This is a genomic window from Hydrogenophaga sp. R2 (genome assembly GCF_049843595.1).
Lineage (GTDB): Bacteria > Pseudomonadota > Gammaproteobacteria > Burkholderiales > Burkholderiaceae_C > Hydrogenophaga.
In genome coordinates, this window is sequence record NZ_JBBHZN010000002.1 from 95,258 (window position 1) to 111,908 (window position 16,651).

The 16,651-nt window shown below is 69.9% G+C and carries 19 protein-coding genes; 1 reads left to right on the forward strand and 18 read right to left on the reverse strand.

Annotated elements, in window-relative coordinates:
- Positions 1 to 93: 93 nt before the first annotated feature.
- The 11 genes from WD026_RS08895 to WD026_RS08945 are packed head-to-tail and all read right to left on the reverse strand — an operon-like array spanning position 94 to position 9,505.
- Entirely contained in the window at positions 94 to 690 is a 597-nt protein-coding gene (locus WD026_RS08895) for a uracil-DNA glycosylase family protein (protein WP_425723313.1), read from the reverse strand.
- Positions 687 to 1,157, reverse strand: a complete 471-nt coding sequence (locus WD026_RS08900; RefSeq protein ID WP_425723314.1) for a DM13 domain-containing protein — start codon at positions 1,155 to 1,157, stop codon at positions 687 to 689. The genes WD026_RS08895 and WD026_RS08900 overlap by 4 nt, the downstream gene beginning before the upstream one ends.
- Before the next feature lie 52 nt (positions 1,158 to 1,209).
- Positions 1,210 to 1,713, reverse strand: a complete 504-nt coding sequence (locus WD026_RS08905; protein ID WP_425723315.1) for a 6,7-dimethyl-8-ribityllumazine synthase — start codon at positions 1,711 to 1,713, stop codon at positions 1,210 to 1,212.
- 9 nt (positions 1,714 to 1,722) lie between these two features.
- On the reverse strand, positions 1,723 to 2,577 hold the full coding sequence (locus tag WD026_RS08910; RefSeq protein ID WP_425723316.1) for a DUF429 domain-containing protein: 855 nt from the start codon (positions 2,575 to 2,577) through the stop codon (positions 1,723 to 1,725).
- Between the two features lie 7 nt (positions 2,578 to 2,584).
- Positions 2,585 to 3,466 (reverse strand): EamA family transporter, encoded by an 882-nt coding sequence (locus WD026_RS08915; RefSeq protein WP_425723317.1) that lies wholly within the window; start codon positions 3,464 to 3,466, stop codon positions 2,585 to 2,587.
- Positions 3,463 to 3,888: a BLUF domain-containing protein gene (locus WD026_RS08920; protein ID WP_425723318.1), complete on the reverse strand. Its 426-nt coding sequence runs from the start codon at positions 3,886 to 3,888 to the stop codon at positions 3,463 to 3,465. Before WD026_RS08920 ends, WD026_RS08915 begins: the two co-directional genes overlap by 4 nt.
- A 26-nt stretch (positions 3,889 to 3,914) precedes the next feature.
- Complete coding sequence (folE, locus tag WD026_RS08925; RefSeq protein WP_425723319.1) at positions 3,915 to 4,640, reverse strand: GTP cyclohydrolase I; 726 nt, start codon at positions 4,638 to 4,640, stop codon at positions 3,915 to 3,917.
- A 53-nt stretch (positions 4,641 to 4,693) separates the two neighbouring features.
- Positions 4,694 to 6,445: an ATP-dependent DNA ligase gene (locus WD026_RS08930; protein ID WP_425723320.1), complete on the reverse strand. Its 1,752-nt coding sequence runs from the start codon at positions 6,443 to 6,445 to the stop codon at positions 4,694 to 4,696.
- On the reverse strand, positions 6,442 to 7,509 hold the full coding sequence (locus WD026_RS08935; protein ID WP_425723321.1) for a ligase-associated DNA damage response exonuclease: 1,068 nt from the start codon (positions 7,507 to 7,509) through the stop codon (positions 6,442 to 6,444). The genes WD026_RS08930 and WD026_RS08935 overlap by 4 nt, the downstream gene beginning before the upstream one ends.
- Positions 7,509 to 8,780, reverse strand: coding sequence for a cardiolipin synthase ClsB (gene clsB / locus WD026_RS08940; protein ID WP_425723322.1), 1,272 nt, complete (start codon positions 8,778 to 8,780; stop codon positions 7,509 to 7,511). Before clsB ends, WD026_RS08935 begins: the two co-directional genes overlap by 1 nt.
- A complete protein-coding gene (locus WD026_RS08945; protein WP_425723323.1) occupies positions 8,777 to 9,505 on the reverse strand; it encodes an endonuclease/exonuclease/phosphatase family protein in 729 nt (242 codons plus the stop codon). The genes clsB and WD026_RS08945 overlap by 4 nt, the downstream gene beginning before the upstream one ends.
- Before the next feature lie 93 nt (positions 9,506 to 9,598).
- Here WD026_RS08945 and WD026_RS08950 point away from each other — a divergent pair, with 93 nt between their 5' ends.
- Positions 9,599 to 10,039: a hypothetical protein gene (locus tag WD026_RS08950; protein WP_425723324.1), complete on the forward strand. Its 441-nt coding sequence runs from the start codon at positions 9,599 to 9,601 to the stop codon at positions 10,037 to 10,039.
- Here WD026_RS08950 and nudB read toward each other — a convergent pair.
- From nudB to WD026_RS08985, 7 genes are all read right to left on the reverse strand, one after another.
- Positions 10,004 to 10,477 carry a dihydroneopterin triphosphate diphosphatase gene (gene nudB, locus WD026_RS08955; protein ID WP_425723325.1) on the reverse strand — a complete coding sequence of 158 codons (474 nt, stop codon included), beginning with the start codon at positions 10,475 to 10,477 and terminating at the stop codon, positions 10,004 to 10,006. The two genes, WD026_RS08950 and nudB, sit on opposite strands and share 36 nt — an antisense overlap.
- Positions 10,478 to 10,492: 15 nt before the next feature.
- On the reverse strand, positions 10,493 to 12,295 hold the full coding sequence (gene aspS, locus WD026_RS08960; protein ID WP_425723326.1) for an aspartate--tRNA ligase: 1,803 nt from the start codon (positions 12,293 to 12,295) through the stop codon (positions 10,493 to 10,495).
- A gap of 47 nt (positions 12,296 to 12,342) precedes the next feature.
- Entirely contained in the window at positions 12,343 to 13,017 is a 675-nt protein-coding gene (locus WD026_RS08965) for a DUF502 domain-containing protein (protein WP_425723327.1), read from the reverse strand.
- A gap of 9 nt (positions 13,018 to 13,026) precedes the next feature.
- On the reverse strand, positions 13,027 to 13,341 hold the full coding sequence (locus WD026_RS08970; RefSeq protein WP_425723328.1) for an FmdB family zinc ribbon protein: 315 nt from the start codon (positions 13,339 to 13,341) through the stop codon (positions 13,027 to 13,029).
- A gap of 90 nt (positions 13,342 to 13,431) precedes the next feature.
- On the reverse strand, positions 13,432 to 14,997 hold the full coding sequence (ubiB, locus tag WD026_RS08975; protein ID WP_425723329.1) for a ubiquinone biosynthesis regulatory protein kinase UbiB: 1,566 nt from the start codon (positions 14,995 to 14,997) through the stop codon (positions 13,432 to 13,434).
- Complete coding sequence (locus tag WD026_RS08980) at positions 14,994 to 15,563, reverse strand: hypothetical protein (RefSeq protein WP_425723330.1); 570 nt, start codon at positions 15,561 to 15,563, stop codon at positions 14,994 to 14,996. The genes ubiB and WD026_RS08980 overlap by 4 nt, the downstream gene beginning before the upstream one ends.
- A gap of 62 nt (positions 15,564 to 15,625) precedes the next feature.
- Positions 15,626 to 16,636, reverse strand: a complete 1,011-nt coding sequence (locus WD026_RS08985; RefSeq protein WP_425723331.1) for a Tim44 domain-containing protein — start codon at positions 16,634 to 16,636, stop codon at positions 15,626 to 15,628.
- Positions 16,637 to 16,651: the final 15 nt, after the last annotated feature.

A 16,651-nucleotide genomic window follows, 5' to 3' on the forward strand; every position in this document is an offset into this window, starting at 1 on the left:
ATGCCGATGACTTTGGCCAGATTCACGAAGATCTCCCGGATACGAAACCGCCGATGATGCAACAGCCCGGCGGGGCGCGCGATGTCGAAGGGTTCAGCCGCCCAGGGCCGTAGTCACGCGCTGGCGCAAGGTGGGCAGCACCTCGGCCGCGAACCACGGATGCTGCGCCAGCCAGCGGTTGTTGCGTGGGCTGGGGTGCGGCAAGGCCAGCAGCGGCGGCCCGCCGGCGAGCAGTCGCTGGTGGCTGGCCCGCACCGCGTCGGCCAGCGAGCCGGGCGCATCGGGCCAGTGCCAGGCCAGGGCATGCTGGCCCAGCAGCAGGGTGAGCCGGATGTCGCCGAGCTGGTCGAGCAGGGGCTGGCGCCAGCTGCTGGCGCACAGCGGACGCGGCGGCAGGTCGCCATGCGGTCCGGTGCCGGGGTAGCAGAAGCCCATGGGCAGCAGGGCCACGCGGGTGGCGTCGTAGAAGGTCTCGCGGCCCATCCCCAGCCAGTCGCGCAGGCGTTCGCCGCTGGGATCGTCGAAGGGGATGCCGCTGGCATGCACCCGGCGCCCCGGGGCCTGACCCGCGATCAGGATGCGGGCACGCGCATCGACCTGCAGCACCGGCCGCGGCCCTTCGGGCAGGTCGGTGCACCGGGTGCAGGCACGCACCTGGCGCAGCAGGTCATCGAGCGGGTTCTCGCTCATCGGTAGCGGGCCGCGGTGATGAACTCGTTGAAGGTCTCGCACCACACCACCACCGTGTTGTAGGCAGTCACGTCGGTGCCGGCCGGCAGCGGCACGGCGAAGTTCTCGAAGGTCTTGATGTCGCCCACGCGCCGCATGCCGGACTTCAGGCGCTTGAAGTCCGCCTCGGTCTCGACGAAGGTGGGCGAGAGGTAGAGCTTGTAGTCCGGTCCGGGCGCCAGCCGCCCCTGCAGCACCACCTGCGCCGGACCGACCAGCACGCGGCCTTCACCCCAGTGCAGGGCATCGCTGTCGGTCAGGTCGCGGCGGAACTCGCCCTGGAACACCGCCGTGCGTTCGGCCTGCTGCAACACGTCGGCCGACGGAGCGTCCGGCGCGGTGAGGATGGGCAGCCAGTACACGCCCAGCGCAAAGCCGGCGATCAGGGTGAACAGGTGGGTGCAGAGCAGCAGCAGTCGGCGTTTCATGGCGGGCACATCGGTGGGGAGGTGTCCGTGGGTCGCGCCGCGAGGCCGCTTCTTACAGCGCGGCCAGCCGCGCGTCCACCGCCCGCAGCCCGGCCACGGTCAGCAGGCAGGCCTGCGCGGCTTCCTGGCCCTTGAGCGCAAAGTGCTGCTGCAGGAAACGCCGGTGCTCCACATGCTCGTGGAAGTGGTGCGGCGCCTGCACGGCCGAGATCACCGGCACGCCGGTGCGCAGCTGCACGTCCATCAGGGCCTGCACCACGCTGGCGGCCACGAAGTCGTGGCGGTAGACGCCGCCATCGACCACCAGCGCACTGCCCACCACGGCGGCATAACGGCCGGAGGCGGCCAGGCGCTGCACATGCAGCGGGATCTCGAAGGCGCCGGGCACATCGAACACATCGATGCGCTCGGCCGCCACGCCGCCCCTCGCCATCTCGGCGAAGAAGGCATCGCGCGAGCGCTGCACGATGTCGGCATGCCAGCTGGCCTCGACGAAGGCAAAACGGAGATCGCCGGGCAGGTCGGGCAGGGATACGGGTGGGGTTGCAGCAGTCATGCGGTCATTCTAGGCAGCGGCGGTCACGATCCAGCCTTCCAGCGGGTCGCAGTCGGGCAGGCCCCAGCGCGCGTCGCCGGCCTGCCGGCGCTGCCAGGCCCAGGCCGCCTGCAGCAGGCAGAGCACAGCGTCCAGCGTGTCGCCGGTGGCGTCGTCGGCCAGCGCATCGCGCTGCGCGTGGCTGAGCTTGAGGCGCAGGCCGGCCTGCTGCAGCAGGGGTGGCGTGCCGTTTTCCAGGGCATCCACCAGGGTGCGGCGGGCGATCAGGCGCTCGGGCGTCTGACGGGCGCGGTCGTCGGCCTTGTAGGAGGTGGTGCCCAGCACGCTGCGGGCCAGCAGGCCCGGGTAGGCCTCCAGCGCCAGGCGGGCCGGGTCGCCGGGGGCGTCCACCCCGAGCAGCGTCACGCCGGCCTGGCGCAGGCGCGGCACGCCGGCGTGCAGCATGAAGGCCACCGGCGGGTTGATCCACTTCATGCTGGGGCTGGATCCGGCCGGTCCGTCGGTGGCGCGGTGGGCGAACTTGCCGCCCACCGGGCGGGCGTTGCAGAAGCCGGCGAAGGCATCGCGGATGGCCTCGCGCGAGAGCGCGGCGTAGTGGTCCATGCAGGCGCCCCAGGTGGTGGGCCAGCCCAGGGTCTGCACCAGCTCGCGCGGCAGGCCGAAGGGCAGATCGAAACCGCCCACCCAGGGGCCGGGCTGTTGCAGGCGTTCGGCCCAGGCATCCAGGGTTTCAAAGCGTTCCAGCCCGTCCAGCCGCAGGCGGCCCCGGTCGAGCCGGCCGGTGGCCAGGGTGACGGGTTTGCGGCGCGAGGGCGCGCTGGTGAAATCGCAGCCCAGCAGCTGCGGCGAATCCATCGGGGTCATGCCCCGATCATCCCAGCCCGAGTGCGGTCACGCCGGCGGCAATGCAGATGGCCCCGCACAGCCGTGCGATGCGGTCGCCCTCGCCCAGCAGGTGGCCACCGATGAGGGCGGCAAACAGCATGGACACCTCGCGCGCCGGCGCCACGTGCGAGATGGGCGCGTCCCGCATGGCATAGAGCACCAGCACATAGGCCACCGGGCTGATGGCGGCCACGGCCAGCGCGGCCTTCCATTGCGTGGTCCACAAACGCCAGGCCGCTGCGCGGTCGCGCAGCACCACCGGCGCCAGCAGCGCCACCCGGAAGAAGTTGCCCATGTAGTCCACCAGGATGGGCGACATCAGCAGCACCTTGACCGCGTAGCCGTCCACCAGTGTGTAGGACGCAATGAACACGCCGGTGAGCGCGCCGTAGTACAGGCCCTTGTGGATGCGGGCACGCGCCGCCGGGTCGTGCGCCGCACGGATCAGGCCAGGGCCGCCCGCGATCAGGAACACGCCGCCCACCACACCGGCGATGCCCAAGGCACCCAGCGCCGAGATCTGCTCGCCCAGCAGCACGATGGCCGCGAGCGACGACAGCAGCGGGCCGCTGCCCCGCGCCACCGGGTAGACCACGGTGAGGTCGGCACGCCGGTAGCCGCGCAGCAGGGTGACGTAATAGACCACGTGCAGCACGCCGCTGATGGCCACGAAGACCCATTCGGTGGGGCCCCAGCGCGGCAGTTCCTCGCGGCCCAGCCACCAGCCCAGGGGCGCCCAGATCACCATCATGATGACGGCGGTGAAGAAGGCGAAGCGTGAGTCGCCGCCCGCTTTCTTGGCGACTATGTTCCAGCCGGCGTGGATCAGGCCGGCCAGGATGATCAGCAGGAAGGCGGTGGTGCTCACGCGCGGCCGATGATGCTGGCGGTGGCCATCAGCTCTTCGAGCAGGGCCAGCGAGACACGGCCCGAGACCGCATAAGGATCGAACTCCGGCTTCTCGGAGTACTTCAGCACGATGGAGGTGTTGAGCTTGCTCAGGTTCACCGTGCCCATGGTCCAGCCACCGAAGCGGCGCTCGGTGATTTCCTCGTAGTGCAGCAGCACCACGTCGGTGTGGCGCTTGTCGGCCACGATGTGGCTATACAGCTCGTTGACGGCCGCACGGCCGCCTTCGATGGCCTGCAGGAACACGCCGCCGCCGTAGCACAGCACGCCGGTGATGCCGTTGCCCAGGTTGTGCTGGCGGGACGATTCAAGGATGGATTCGATGGCCTTGGTGCTGTCCTTCTCGACAGCGCGGCTCACATACAGCAGGCGGACCAGCATGGGTGTCTTCCGGAAGAGAGGCGCCTTCAGCGCGGAATGAGCGAGAGGAATTCGCGGCGCAGGTTGGGGTCCTTGAGGAACACGCCGCGCATGACCGAGTTGATCATCTTGCTGTCCATGTCCTTCACACCGCGCCAGGCCATGCAGTAGTGGCTGGCCTCCATGACGATGGCCAGGCCGTCGGGCTGGGTCTTTTCCTGGATCAGGTCGGCCAGCTGCACCACGGCCTCTTCCTGGATCTGGGGCCGGCCCATGATCCACTCGGCCAGGCGGGCGTACTTGGACAGGCCGATCACGTTGGTGTGCTCGTTGGGCATGACGCCGATCCAGATGCGGCCGATCACCGGGCAGAAGTGGTGGCTGCAGGCGCTGCGCACCGTGATCGGGCCGACGATCATCAGCTCGTTGAGGTGCTCGGCATTCGGAAACTCGGTGACGGTGGGACCCTTGACGTAGCGGCCGTTGAACACCTCCTTGAGGTACATCTTGGCCACGCGGCGGGCGGTGTCGCCGGTGTTGTGGTCGTTCTCGGTGTCGATGACCATCGACTCCAGCACGCCCTGCATCTTGACGGTGACTTCGTCGAGCAGCTTCTCGAGCTCGCCGGGTTCGATGAAGTCGGCGATGTTGTCGTTGGAGTGGAAACGGTGGCGGGCGGCCTTCAGGCGCTCGCGGATGCGGACCGACACGGGCACGCCCTGGTCGTCCTCGGGGGGAGCTGGGTTCATGGCTTCACCGGTTTTCATGAGCATGGCCCATGCTAACACCGCCCCCTGTACCGGACCTTGACAGCGTCCGCATGCCCTCAGCGCAACAGGGATTCGAGTTCGGGCAGCGTGCCGGCCTCGTGCAGCGGCTTGTCGGTGCGCAGGCGCAGCATGCGCGGAAAGCGCAGCGCCACACCGCTCTTGTGGCGGCTGCTGCGCGCAATGCCCTCGAAGGCCAGCTCGAACACCAGCGTGGGCCGCACGCTGCGCACCGGCCCGAACTTCTCCAGCGTGGTCTTGCGGATCACCGCATCGACCGCCTTGAAGACCTCGTCGGTCAGGCCCGAATACGCCTTGGTGAAGGCCACCAGCTGCAGGCCCTGCGGGTCGGGCGGCTGGCGCGCCGCGATGGCCTCCACCACCGCCTGCGCTTCGGCCGCATCGCGGGGCGGGCGGTTCCATACCGCGAAGGTGTAGTCGGTGTAGACCGAGGCGCGCCGCCCGTGGCCGGCCTGCGCGTAGATGAGCACGCCGTCCACCGTGAGGGGATCGATCTTCCATTTCCACCAGCCCAGCGCCTGGTCGCCATCGACCTGCTTGTGGCGGCCCACGCCGTAGGTGCTGTCGCGGTGCTTGAGCATCAGCCCTTCCACGCCCAGGTCGCGCGATTGTTCGCGGCGCCGTGCCAGGGTGGTCCAGTCGGCTGCGTCCTGCAGCGGCGACAGCCACAGCCGGGGCGATGCCGTGGCCGCCAAGGCCTCCAGGGCCGCGCGGCGCTGCGCCAGGGCCTGGTCACGCAGGTCCACACCGCCCTGCTCCAGCAGGTCGTAGGCGACGAAGCCCACCGGGGCCTTGGCCAGCACCGCTGCGGTGAGCTTCTGCCGGCCGATGCGTTGCTGCAGCGGGGCGAAGCCGGCGGGCCGACCCGGCCGGTCGATGCCGGGCAGCGGCGGCAGGGTCTCGTCCCACACCACGATCTCGCCGTCCACCACCGTGCCCTCGGGCCAGCCGGCCGCCAGGGCCTGCAGTTCGGGGAAACGGTCGGTCATCAGTTCTTCGCCGCGCGACCACACCCACACCTGGCCGGCGCGCCGCACGATCTGGCCACGGATGCCGTCGAACTTCCATTCGGCCTGCCAGTCGGCCGCGGTGCCGAGCACGGTGGCCGGGTCGTCCTGCAGCGGCTGCGCCAGAAAGAACGGATAGGGCTGGCTGGGCGCGGCGTCGGCCTGTCCGGCGGGGCCTTCGGCGTCGGCGGGTGCAGTGATGCGCTGCCAGTCCTCGGCCTGGGGCAGGCGGCGCCCGTCGGTGTAGCCCATCATGCGGGCCGCCACCCGCTTGGGGTCCAGCCCGGCGTGTTCGGCCACGGCCCGCTGCACCAGCAGCTTGCTCACGCCGACCCGGAAACCACCACCCACCAGCTTGATGAGCAGAAAGCGCGACAACGGCCCCAGCTCGCGCCACCAGGCGCGCAATTGCGTGGCCACCACGGCCTCGTCCTGCCCTCGCAAGGGCAGCAGGCGCTGTGCCATCCAGTCGGCCAGACCCAGGGTTTCACCTTCGGTGCTCGCGGAGGGCGGCAGCACCAGCGCAATGGTCTCGGCCAGATCGCCCACCGCCTGGTAGGACGCCTCGAACAGCCATTCCGGCAGGCCGGCGGCATCGGTGGCCAGGGCCTTGAGCTGCGCGGTGCGGATCAGCTGGCGCGGCTTGCCCCCCGACAGGAAGTAGGCTGCCCAGGCCGCATCGGCCGGCGCCACGCGGCCGAAGTGCCGCACCAGCGCGGCCACCTTGGCCTGGGTGGAGGTGGTGCCATCGAGCTCGGCATACAGATCGGCGAAGTCCTTCACGGCGCCCCCTCGGCCGTGGTCCCGGCGCCGGTTTCTGCCCGGGTCTCGGCACGCGTCTCGTGCTCGTCGCCGTACTCGGTCTCGAAGGCCTCGGCCTGCAGGCCCTGCTCCTGCAGGTAACGCACCAGCACCGGCACCTGGCCGTGGGTGACGATGACGCGCTCGGCCCCGGTGCCACCGATGGCCTGCAACAGCCCGGGCCAGTCGGCATGGTCGCTGAGCACGAAGCCGCGGTCGTGGCCACCGCGGCGGCGCTGGCCGCGCACCTGCATCCAGCCGCTGGCAAAGGCATCGCTGAAATCGCCGAAGCGGCGGATCCAGGGCGAGCCCAGTGCGCTGCCCGGGCACAGCACCAGCGCGCGGCGCAGAATCGCCTTGTCGGGCACCTCGCTCACCATCAGGGTGTCGGGCAATGCGATGCCGGCGGCACGGTAGCCCCGGTTGATGGGCTCCACCGCGCCGTGGCAGACGATGGGGCCGGTGGTGGCATCCAGGTTCGCCAGCAGGCGCTGGGCCTTGCCCAGGCTGTAGCAGACCAGCACGCTGGCCCGGCCGGCATCGGCATTGGCGGCCCACCACTGGTTGATGCCGGCAAAGATCTCGGCGTCCGGCCGCCAGCGGTAGATGGGCAGGCCGAAGGTGGACTCGGTGATGAACACGTCGCAGCGCACCGGCTCGAAGGGCGTGCAGGTGCGGTCGGGCGTGGCGCCGGCCGGCGTGGTGCGGTAGTCGCCGCTGGCCACCCACACCTGGCCACCGTGCTCCACGCGCACCTGGGCCGAGCCCAGCACATGGCCGGCCGGGTGCAGCGAGATGCGCACCCCGTTGTGCTCCACCACCTCGCCGTAGCCCAGCCCCTGCAGCGTGATGCCCTGCCCCAGCCGCGCCCGCAGCAGGCCTTCGGACACCGCCATGGCCAGGTAATGCGCATGGCCGGGCCGGGCGTGGTCGGCATGGGCATGGGTGATGACGGCGCGCTCCACCCGCCGCCAGGGGTCGATGTAGAAATCGCCGGGCGGGCAGTACAGGCCCTCGGGCCGCTGCACGATCAGGTCGCCCTCCATCAGTAGCGGTGCCCGGTGATGAAGAGCACGGCGCGCATGATGCCGAAGGCCATGCGGTCCAGCACCCGCTGGGTCCAGGGGCGGTGGGCCAGGCTGGCCGCATCGATGGCCTGACCCGAGGTGGTGAGGATGGTGTGCAGGCAGTCGCGCAGGCGGGCCGAAAACACCCGGTCGGTGGTCATGACGTTGGCCTCGCGCGCCAGCAGCAGCGACAGCGGATCGAGGTTGGTCGACCCCACCGTGGCCCAGCGGCTGTCCACCACCGCCACCTTGGCATGCAACGCGCTCGGTGCGTATTCGTGGATCTCGATGCCGGCCGCCACCAGCCGCGCGTACACCGGCCGCGCGGCCCGGTACTGCAGGAAGTGTTCGTACTTGCCCTGCAGCAGCAGGCGCACCCGCACGCCCCGTTGCGCGGCCATCAGCAGTGCCTTGCGCACACGCCGCCCCGGGATGAAATAGGCATTGGCCAGGATGATCTCGTGGCGCGCCTCGCCGATGGCCTTGAGGTAGGCGCGTTCGATGTCGTGCCGGTGGCTCACGTTGTCGCGCAGCAGCAGCGCGGCGCGGGCGCCGTGCGCAGCCACCGGCGGGGTCTGGGTGTCGTCGAACAGCTGCTCGCCCGGGTCGGCGTGGCGTTCGATCTTCTGCAGCAGTCGTGTGAAGTCGCCCACCGGGCGCGATTCGCGCAGCGCCTCCCAGGCGGCCTTGAACTCGCGCTGGCGTGCGCTGCGGGCGGCCTGCAGGCGCCACCAGAGCGTCTCCATGGTGTCCACCATGTCGGCCACCAGCGGGCCGGCCACCCGCAGGCTGAAGTCCAGACGCGGCGCCTGCAGGCGGCCCAGGGCCACGTCGTCGCGGTCGTCGATCAGGTTGATGCCGCCACAGAACCCCACCGTGCCGTCCACCACGCACAGCTTGCGGTGCAGCCGCCGCCAGCGGCTGGGAATGAGCAGCCCCAGCCGGCCCAGCGGGGCATAGATGCGCAGCACCACGCCGGCCTGGGCCAGGCGTTGCTGCCATTCCGCAGGCACCTGCGGCGTGCCCACGCCGTCGATCACCAGCCGCACCGCCACGCCCCGGCGGGCGGCGCGCTCCAGCGCCTCGGCCACCCGCAGCGCCTCGCCGGCGAACTCGAAGATGTAGGTTTCCAGGTGCACCACCTGCCGGGCCGCATCCATGGCCTCGACCAGCGCCGGGAAGAATTCGGCCCCGTTCTGCAGCAGCAGCAACTGGTGACCGGATCGCAGCGGAACGGGCGGTCGGCTCACAGCGCCAGCTCGGCGATCAGCGGCAGGTGATCGGACATGCGGGCCCAGGCCTTGCCGTGCGGCACATGGGCCGACAGGGGACGCAGCCCCCGCGCGTAGATGCGGTCCAGGTGCAGCAGCGGCAGCCGGGCCGGGAAGGTGGGCAGGCGTATGCCCTCGAAGGTCTTGAGGCCCAGCGCATCCATGGGCCGCAGCAGCCGGGCGCCCCAGTCATTGAAGTCACCGGCCACCACCAGCGGCACGTCGGCCGGCACCTCACGTTCGATGAAGGCCCCCAGCCGGGCCACCTGGCGTTCGCGGCTGGCATGGATCAGCCCCAGGTGCACCACCACCACATGCACCTCGGTACGTTCCACCAGCACGCTCACGTGCAGCAGGCCGCGCTGCTCGAAGCGGTGGTCGGACACGTCGGCATGGCCGCTGGACACCACCGGCCAGCGCGAGAGCAGCGCATTGCCATGCTCGCCGTGGCGCGTGACGGCGTTGGTGCAGTAGACCGACTCGTAACCTTCGGGAGAGAGGTAGCCCGCCTGGTCGAGATCGGGCCAGCGGGTGAACTGTTTCTCCAGCTTGCGGTGGTGGCTGCGCACCTCCTGCAGGCAGACGATGTCGGCATCGAACTGCTCCACCGCGTGCGCCAGGTTGTGGATCTCCAGCCGGCGTGCCGGCCCCAGGCCCTGGACGCCCTTGTGGATGTTGTAGGTGGCCACACGCAGCACGGTCATGCGCGGATGATGCCACCCAAACGTCACAGAAACCTCATGACATGCGCCGGCTCGCCGGTGCACTCAATGGCACCACAGCTTCAGGAGCACGCCATGCCCCTCGATCCCGTCCTGCATCCGGTCGATCCGGACCGCCGCCGCCCGCTGGTCTTTGCCCCGGCGGCGGAGCGGCACCGCCCGCAAGCCGACACCGGGCTCTGCCACGAGAGCCGGCAGGCGCCACGGGCAGGCCATGCCCGCTCCCGCGGCCATGGGCTGGCGCCACCGCCCCGCCCGGCCGAGCCGGACCCGGACAGCCCGTCGCCCAGTTCCAGCCTCATGCTCGACGACATCGAAGCCCGGCTGGCCGACGCCCCGCGCGACGACATCTCCGGCCTGCGGTGGATGGTCAACCTCTACCAGCGCCTGCTGGACATGGTGCTCAACCAGCCCGATGCGCCCGAATCCACCCGCCGCCGTCAGTGGCAACGGCTGCGCAACCTGCAGCGCCGGCTGCGCTCAGCCACCAGCCGCCCGGCGTCGCGCCAGCTGTAGCACCGCCTCGGCATTGGAGGGCGAGAAGCACCGGTCGGCCGCCTCGGTCCAGGGCAGCCAGACCTGGTCGCGGTGCTCGCGCGGGCTGAGCACCACCGGACTGGCCTGCGGCACGCACAGGCCGAACAGCCGTTCGGTGTTGTGGGTCACGCCCGGCGCGTAGCGGTGGCGCCAGCGCGGGTAGATCTCGTAGATGTTCTCCAGGGCCCAGTCGGTCAAGACATGACCGGGGGCCGCCACGTCGATGCCGGTTTCTTCCAGCACCTCGCGGGCGGCGGTGTCGGCCCAGGACTCGTCGGGGTGGTCCTTGGCGCCGGTGACCGACTGCCAGAAACCCGGCACGTCGGCCCGCTCGATCAGCAGCACCTCGAGTGCCGGGGTGTGGATCACCACCAGCACGGACTGCGGCACCTTGAACGGGCGGTCAGGCTCGTTCATGGCACCGCCGCCGCATCAGGCCGGGCGCACCGCGTCCGGGTTGCGCAGCTTGATGTGCAGCTCGCGCAGCTGCTTCTCGTCCACCGGGCTGGGGGCCTGGGTCAGCAGGCACTGGGCGCGCTGGGTCTTGGGGAAGGCGATCACGTCGCGGATCGACTCGGCACCGGTCATGAGGGTGACGATGCGGTCCAGGCCGAAGGCCAGGCCACCGTGCGGCGGGGCGCCGTACTGCAGCGCGTCCAGCAGGAAGCCGAACTTGAGCTGGGCTTCTTCCGGGGTGATCTTGAGCGCGTCGAACACCTTCTGCTGCACGGCTGCGGTGTGGATGCGGACCGAGCCGCCACCGATCTCCCAGCCGTTGAGCACCATGTCGTAGCCCTTGGCAATGCACTTCTCGGGCGCGGTCACCATCCAGTCCTCGTGGCCGTCTTTCGGCGCGGTGAAGGGGTGGTGCACCGCCGTCCAGCGGTCGGCTTCCTCGTCGTGTTCGAACATCGGGAAATCGACCACCCACATCGGGGCCCAGCGGTCCTCGAACAGGCCGTTCTTCTTGCCCAGCTCGCTGTGGCCGATCTTCAGGCGCAGGGCACCGATGGCGTCGTTGACGATCTTGGCCTTGTCGGCACCGAAGAAGATGATGTCGCCGTCCTGCGCGCCGGTGCGCGACAGGATCTGGGCCACGGCCTGGTCGTGCAGGTTCTTCACGATCGGGCTCTGCAGGCCGTCGCGGCCCTTGGCCACCTCGTTGACCTTGATCCAGGCCAGGCCCTTGGCGCCGTAGATCTTGACGAACTCGGTGTAGGCGTCGATCTCGCTGCGGCTCATCTCGCCACCGCCCGGCACGCGCAGGGCCACCACGCGGCCGTTCTTCATCTGGGCCGGGGCGCTGAACACCTTGAAGTCCACGTCGGCCATCACGTCGGTGAGCTCGGTGAACTCGAGCTTGACGCGCAGGTCGGGCTTGTCGGAGCCGAAGCGGTGCATGGCTTCGCTGTAGGCCATGACCGGGAACTCGCCCAGGTCCACACCCAGGGTGTTCTGGAACACCGTCTTGATCATGCCCTGGAACATGTCGCGGATGTCCTGCTCGGTCAGGAAGGACGTCTCGATATCGATCTGGGTGAACTCGGGCTGGCGGTCGGCGCGCAGGTCCTCGTCGCGGAAGCACTTGGTGATCTGGTAATAGCGGTCGAAGCCGGCCACCATGAGCAGCTGCTTGAACAGCTGGGGCGACTGCGGCAGCGCGAAGAACTGGCCGTCGTGCACGCGGCTGGGCACCAGGTAGTCGCGCGCACCTTCGGGCGTGCTCTTGGTGAGCATGGGCGTCTCGATGTCGACGAAGCCGTTGGCATCCAGGAACTTGCGCACCTCCATGGCCACCTTGTAGCGCAGCATCAGGTTGCGCTGCATGTAGGGGCGGCGCAGGTCGAGCACGCGGTGGGTCAGGCGGGTGGTCTCGGACAGGTTGTCGTCGTCGAGCTGGAACGGGGGCGTGACCGACGGGTTGAGCACCTTGAGCTCGTGGCACAGCACCTCGATCCTGCCGCTCTTGATGTTGTCGTTGGTGGTGCCCTCGGGGCGGGCGCGCACCAGGCCGATCACCTGCACGCAGAACTCGTTGCGCACGTCCTCGGCGGTCTTGAACATCTCGGCGCGGTCGGGGTCGCACACCACCTGCACCGTGCCTTCACGGTCGCGCAGGTCGATGAAGATCACACCGCCGTGGTCGCGGCGGCGGTTCACCCAGCCCGCCAGCGTGACGGTCTGGCCGAGTTGGGCTTCGGTCACCAGACCGCAGTAGATGGAGCGCATGGCCATGAGGAGCTTCTTTCGCAGAGAGATCGGGCGACGGTCGCCCGGTGTTTTCAGGGTTTCGGGATGGCGGGCAGCACGGGGGGCGCCGCGCCGTCGCGGCCGCTGCCCGGGACGATGACGCCCATGGAGACGATGTAGGTCAGGGCTTCATCCACCGTCATGGCCAGCTCGACGCAGTCGCGCTGGCGCACCATGACGAAGTAGCCGCCGGTGGGGTTGGGTGTGGTGGGCACGAAGACGCTGATGAAGGCCTCGTCGTCGGCCCGCGCGCCGGGCTGCTCGCGCAGCGTGGCCAGCACCTGGCCCGCCGGCGTGCCGGTGAGGAAGGCAATGGTCCACATGCCTTCGTGCGGCCAGCGCACCAGCACCGCCTTGCGGAAGGCATTGCCCTTTTCGGAAAACAGCGTGTCCGATACCTGCTTGACGCCGGAATAGATGGAGCGGACCACCGGAATGCGGTGCAGCAGGGCGTGCCACCAGTTCACCAGCCGGTTGCCGATGATGTTGGACGCCAGCGCGCCGATGGTCAGCACCACGGCCAGGGCGAACACCACGCCCAGGCCGGGAATGTGCACGCCCAGCACCTGGTCGGGGTGCCAGTGGGTGGGCAGGATGCGCAGTGTCTGGTCGAGCGTGCCGACCACCCAGTCCAGCACCCACAGGGTGATGATCAGGGGCACCAGGACCAGCAGTCCCGAGAACAGCCACTTGCGCAGGGAGGGCATGCCGCTCGCTCAGGTGGACGGGGTGGGGGCCGGAGCCGGGCTGGCGGCCGCGGGTGCCGCCGCCGGCGCAGGCGAGGCGGCGGGAGCAGCCGCGCCATCGGAGGCCGAGGCCGGTGCCGGCGCGCCGGTGGCGCCGTTGTTGCCGCCCCGGAAATCGGTCACGTACCAGCCCGAGCCCTTGAGCTGGAAGCCGGCCGCCGTGAGCTGCTTGCGGAAGGTGGGCTGGCCGCAGGACGGGCAGTCGTTGAGCGGCTGATCGGAGATTTTCTGCAGGACGTCCTTGGCATGGCCGCAGGACTCGCACTTGTAGGCATAGATCGGCATGGCAGAACAGAAAGTACCTGTGGAACAACCTCACGCACCCGCGCAGGGGTGCGTGCGGACCAAAACCTGCCATTATAAATTCGAGGCCCCTCAGAAGAGGCGGATGCGCAGGACGATCTGGGTGACGATGAGTCCCAGCACGAAACCGACCCCGCCATAGATCAGCGTCTGCAGCAGGCGGTGGGTGCGGCGCGATTCGGTCACCAGCGCGTCGATGTCGCGCCGCAGCTCGTCCGGCCGGTGCTTGAGGTAGTCGTGCAGCAGCCGGGGAATGGCCGGCAGCAGCTTGGCGTACTGCGGCGCCTCGGCCTTGAGCTGGGCCAGCAGGCGCTGCGGGCCGACCTGCTCCAGCATCCACTGCTCCAGGAAGGGCTTGGCGGTGCTCCAGAGGTCCAGTTCGGGGTCCAGGTCGCGGCCCAGGCCCTCGATGTTGAGCAGGGTCTTCTGCAGCAGCACCAGCTGGGGCTGGATCTCCACCTGGAAGCGGCGCGAGGTCTGGAACAGCCGCATCAGCACCATGCCCAGCGAGATTTCCTTCAGTGGCCGGTCGAAATACGGCTCGCAGACGCCGCGGATGGCGGCTTCCAGCTCGTCCACCCGGGTCTGGGGCGGCACCCAGCCCGACTCGATGTGCAGCTCGGCCACCCGGCGGTAGTCGCGCCGGAAGAAGGCGGTGAAGTTCTGCGCCAGGTATTCCTTGTCGTACTCGGTCAGCGTGCCGACGATGCCGAAATCGAGCGAGATGTAGCGCCCGAAGGTGGCCGGATTCAGGCTGACCTGGATGTTGCCGGGGTGCATGTCGGCATGGAAGAAGCCGTCGCGGAACACCTGGGTGAAGAAGATGGTCACGCCATCACGCGCCAGCTTCGGGATGTCGACACCGCGCTGGCGCAGCTCGTCCACCCGGTTGATCGGGATGCCGTGCATGCGCTCCATCACCATCACCTCGGTGTGGCAATAGTCCCAGAGCATCTCGGGGATCATGACCAGGTCGAGGCCGGCCATGTTGCGGCGCAGCTGGGCCGCATTCGACGCCTCGCGCAGCAGGTCGAGCTCGTCGTGCAGGTACTTGTCGAACTCGGCCACCACCTCGCGCGGCTTGAGGCGCTTGCCGTCGGCCGAGAGGCGCTCGATCCAGCCGGCCATGAGCCGCATGAGGCTCAGGTCCTTCTCGATCACCGGCAGCATGTTGGGGCGCAGCACCTTCACCGCCACCTCGCGGCCGGCATGGCGACCGTCGCGCAGGGTGCCGAAGTGCACCTGGGCGATGGACGCGCTGGCCACCGGCACCTGCTCGAAATGGCTGAACACCTGGTCCAGCGGGCGCCCGAAGGCGCGCTCGATGGTGGCCACCGCCACCGCACTGGGGAACGGCGGCACGCGATCCTGCAGCCGGGCCAGTTCATCGGCGATGTCGGGCGGCAGCAGGTCTCGCCGGGTGGACAGCACCTGCCCGAGCTTGACGAAGATGGGCCCCAGCCGCTCCAGCGCCTCGCGCAGGCGCTGCCCGCGCGGGGCGTCGAGCTTGCGGCCCAGGGTGACGACCCGGGCGAGCACCCGGATCCAGGGGTGGCGGAAGCTGGAGAGCACCAGCTCGTCCAGCCCGTGCCGCAGCACGATCCAGACAATGAAGGCGCCGCGCAGGTAGCGCGTCATGGGGCGGTCCCGCCGCCGGGCGGGCGCGGCAGGCGCTCCACGAAGGCCCGCAGGGCCGTCACCGCACCGGCTGCAAAACGGCCCAGGGTGTGGGCCGGGGCGTCACCGATCAGCCGGGCCAGGTCTTCTTCCACGTCCCAGCGCACGTTGTCCACCAGCCAGGCCACCTCGGCCGCCAGCTGCACGTCGCCCTGGATGTCCACCGCCGGCTTCTGGCCGGCCATGAGCGACTGCGCCACCGCCAGCGGCGAGGCCTGGACCAGGGTCATGGTGAGTTCGGGCCGGGTGTCGGGCGCTGCGCGTTCCAGCAGGCCGGCGGCCGTGGGCGCCAGCAGCAGGCTGATGTCGTTCCAGCGCACCAGCATGGCCTTGCCCTTCTGGCGGCGCAGCCGGTCGGTGGCGGCCGGCTCCTGCTGCAGCACATGGTTGAGGAACAGCACCACGCGGTTCTGGACCTCGTCCACCACCCACGGGGGCGGGCGCAGGGCCTCCAGCAGACCGGTCAGGGGATGGCTGTCGGCGCGTGGGCCGGCGCCGGACGAAAAAACGGGTGGTTCATCTTTCATGACCACCCGATTCTGACGGATAAAGCCCCGGCGCCCGTGACGCCGGAGCAAAGCGGCAGGGCTTACTGCAGGGCCTGCACCCCGGCCACCAGCCAGCCGCCCGGGCCCTGTTGCGGCCGGGTGATGTTCCAGACCTCGCGGAACGGGTTGGGACCGGAAGACGCCTCTTCGCGGATCAGGCCGGAGAACTCCACGCTGGCCATGTAGACGCCGTCGACCTCCTCGATGCCCAGCAGCTGGGCATCCAGCATGACCACCTCGGTCTTGTTGGGCTGGCCGGCGCCCTGCTGCTCCCGCTCGGCCAGCTGGGCCTGGATCTGGGTCAGCATGTCGTCGGTCATCATGGCGCGCAGGGCGGGGATGTCGGCGCGGTCCCAGGCGTCCTGCAGGTTGACGAAGTTGGTCTTGGACGCCTTCAGGAAGCCCTCGGCATCGAAGCCGGCCGGAATGCCCCACGTCTGCCGGCCCGACAGGGCCGAGCCGATCATGGAGCCGCCCTGCGGCTGACCCAGCGGCTCCAGGCCGATGGGGGCGCTGCGCTCCCAGGGGCGGGCCGATGCATCGTTGCCCACGTTCTGCGGGCTGTACGAACGCGGGGCCAGCGGCTCGGCCACCGGGCTGCGACCGGCACCCTGGTAGGCCAGGCCACCCGCGGCCGGCGTGGAGGTTGCGGCACGGCGGCGCATGACGGCACCGATGACCACCATGATCACCAGGGCCAGCAGGGCGAACAGCAGGAACTGGGCAAAGGCCTCACCGAAACCCAGGGCCGAGGCCAGCCAGGCCAGGCCCAGGCCGGCAGCCAGTCCGCCCAGCATGGCGCCCCAGGGGCGCTTGGGCGCGGCGGCGGCCGGCGCCGCGGTGGCCGGGCGGGCCGCAGTCTGGCTGGGCGCGGTGGCCGGTGCCGCCTGCGTGGGCGCCGGAGCCGGCTGGGCCGGCGCGGTGCTGCGCTGGGTCACGTTGCCGGACTGCTTGCCGATGGACGAACCGCCCCCCAGCCGCTTGGCCCAGACCTCGGTGGACCCCACCGCCATGGTGATGGCCAGCAAGGTGGCCCAGATCTTCTGTTTCATGCGTGTCTCCGTGGG

Excerpts from the sequence above, each read along its gene's own strand:
- WD026_RS08935 (WP_425723321.1), bottom strand. The coding sequence starts at position 7,509 with ATGGAGGGCGACCTGATCGTGCAGCGGCCCGAGGGCCTGTACTGCCCG.
- WD026_RS08950 (WP_425723324.1), top strand. The coding sequence starts at position 9,599 with ATGCCCCTCGATCCCGTCCTGCATCCGGTCGATCCGGACCGCCGCCGC.
- WD026_RS08905 (WP_425723315.1), bottom strand. The coding sequence starts at position 1,713 with ATGACTGCTGCAACCCCACCCGTATCCCTGCCCGACCTGCCCGGCGAT.
- aspS (WP_425723326.1), bottom strand. The coding sequence starts at position 12,295 with ATGGCCATGCGCTCCATCTACTGCGGTCTGGTGACCGAAGCCCAACTC.
- WD026_RS08985 (WP_425723331.1), bottom strand. The coding sequence starts at position 16,636 with ATGAAACAGAAGATCTGGGCCACCTTGCTGGCCATCACCATGGCGGTG.
- nudB (WP_425723325.1), bottom strand. The coding sequence starts at position 10,477 with ATGAACGAGCCTGACCGCCCGTTCAAGGTGCCGCAGTCCGTGCTGGTG.
- folE (WP_425723319.1), bottom strand. The coding sequence starts at position 4,640 with ATGCTCATGAAAACCGGTGAAGCCATGAACCCAGCTCCCCCCGAGGAC.
- WD026_RS08945 (WP_425723323.1), bottom strand. The coding sequence starts at position 9,505 with ATGACCGTGCTGCGTGTGGCCACCTACAACATCCACAAGGGCGTCCAG.
- WD026_RS08910 (WP_425723316.1), bottom strand. The coding sequence starts at position 2,577 with ATGACCCCGATGGATTCGCCGCAGCTGCTGGGCTGCGATTTCACCAGC.
- WD026_RS08920 (WP_425723318.1), bottom strand. The coding sequence starts at position 3,888 with ATGCTGGTCCGCCTGCTGTATGTGAGCCGCGCTGTCGAGAAGGACAGC.
- ubiB (WP_425723329.1), bottom strand. The coding sequence starts at position 14,997 with ATGACGCGCTACCTGCGCGGCGCCTTCATTGTCTGGATCGTGCTGCGG.
- WD026_RS08965 (WP_425723327.1), bottom strand. The coding sequence starts at position 13,017 with ATGCCCTCCCTGCGCAAGTGGCTGTTCTCGGGACTGCTGGTCCTGGTG.
- WD026_RS08980 (WP_425723330.1), bottom strand. The coding sequence starts at position 15,563 with ATGAAAGATGAACCACCCGTTTTTTCGTCCGGCGCCGGCCCACGCGCC.
- WD026_RS08900 (WP_425723314.1), bottom strand. The coding sequence starts at position 1,157 with ATGAAACGCCGACTGCTGCTGCTCTGCACCCACCTGTTCACCCTGATC.
- WD026_RS08895 (WP_425723313.1), bottom strand. The coding sequence starts at position 690 with ATGAGCGAGAACCCGCTCGATGACCTGCTGCGCCAGGTGCGTGCCTGC.
- WD026_RS08970 (WP_425723328.1), bottom strand. The coding sequence starts at position 13,341 with ATGCCGATCTATGCCTACAAGTGCGAGTCCTGCGGCCATGCCAAGGAC.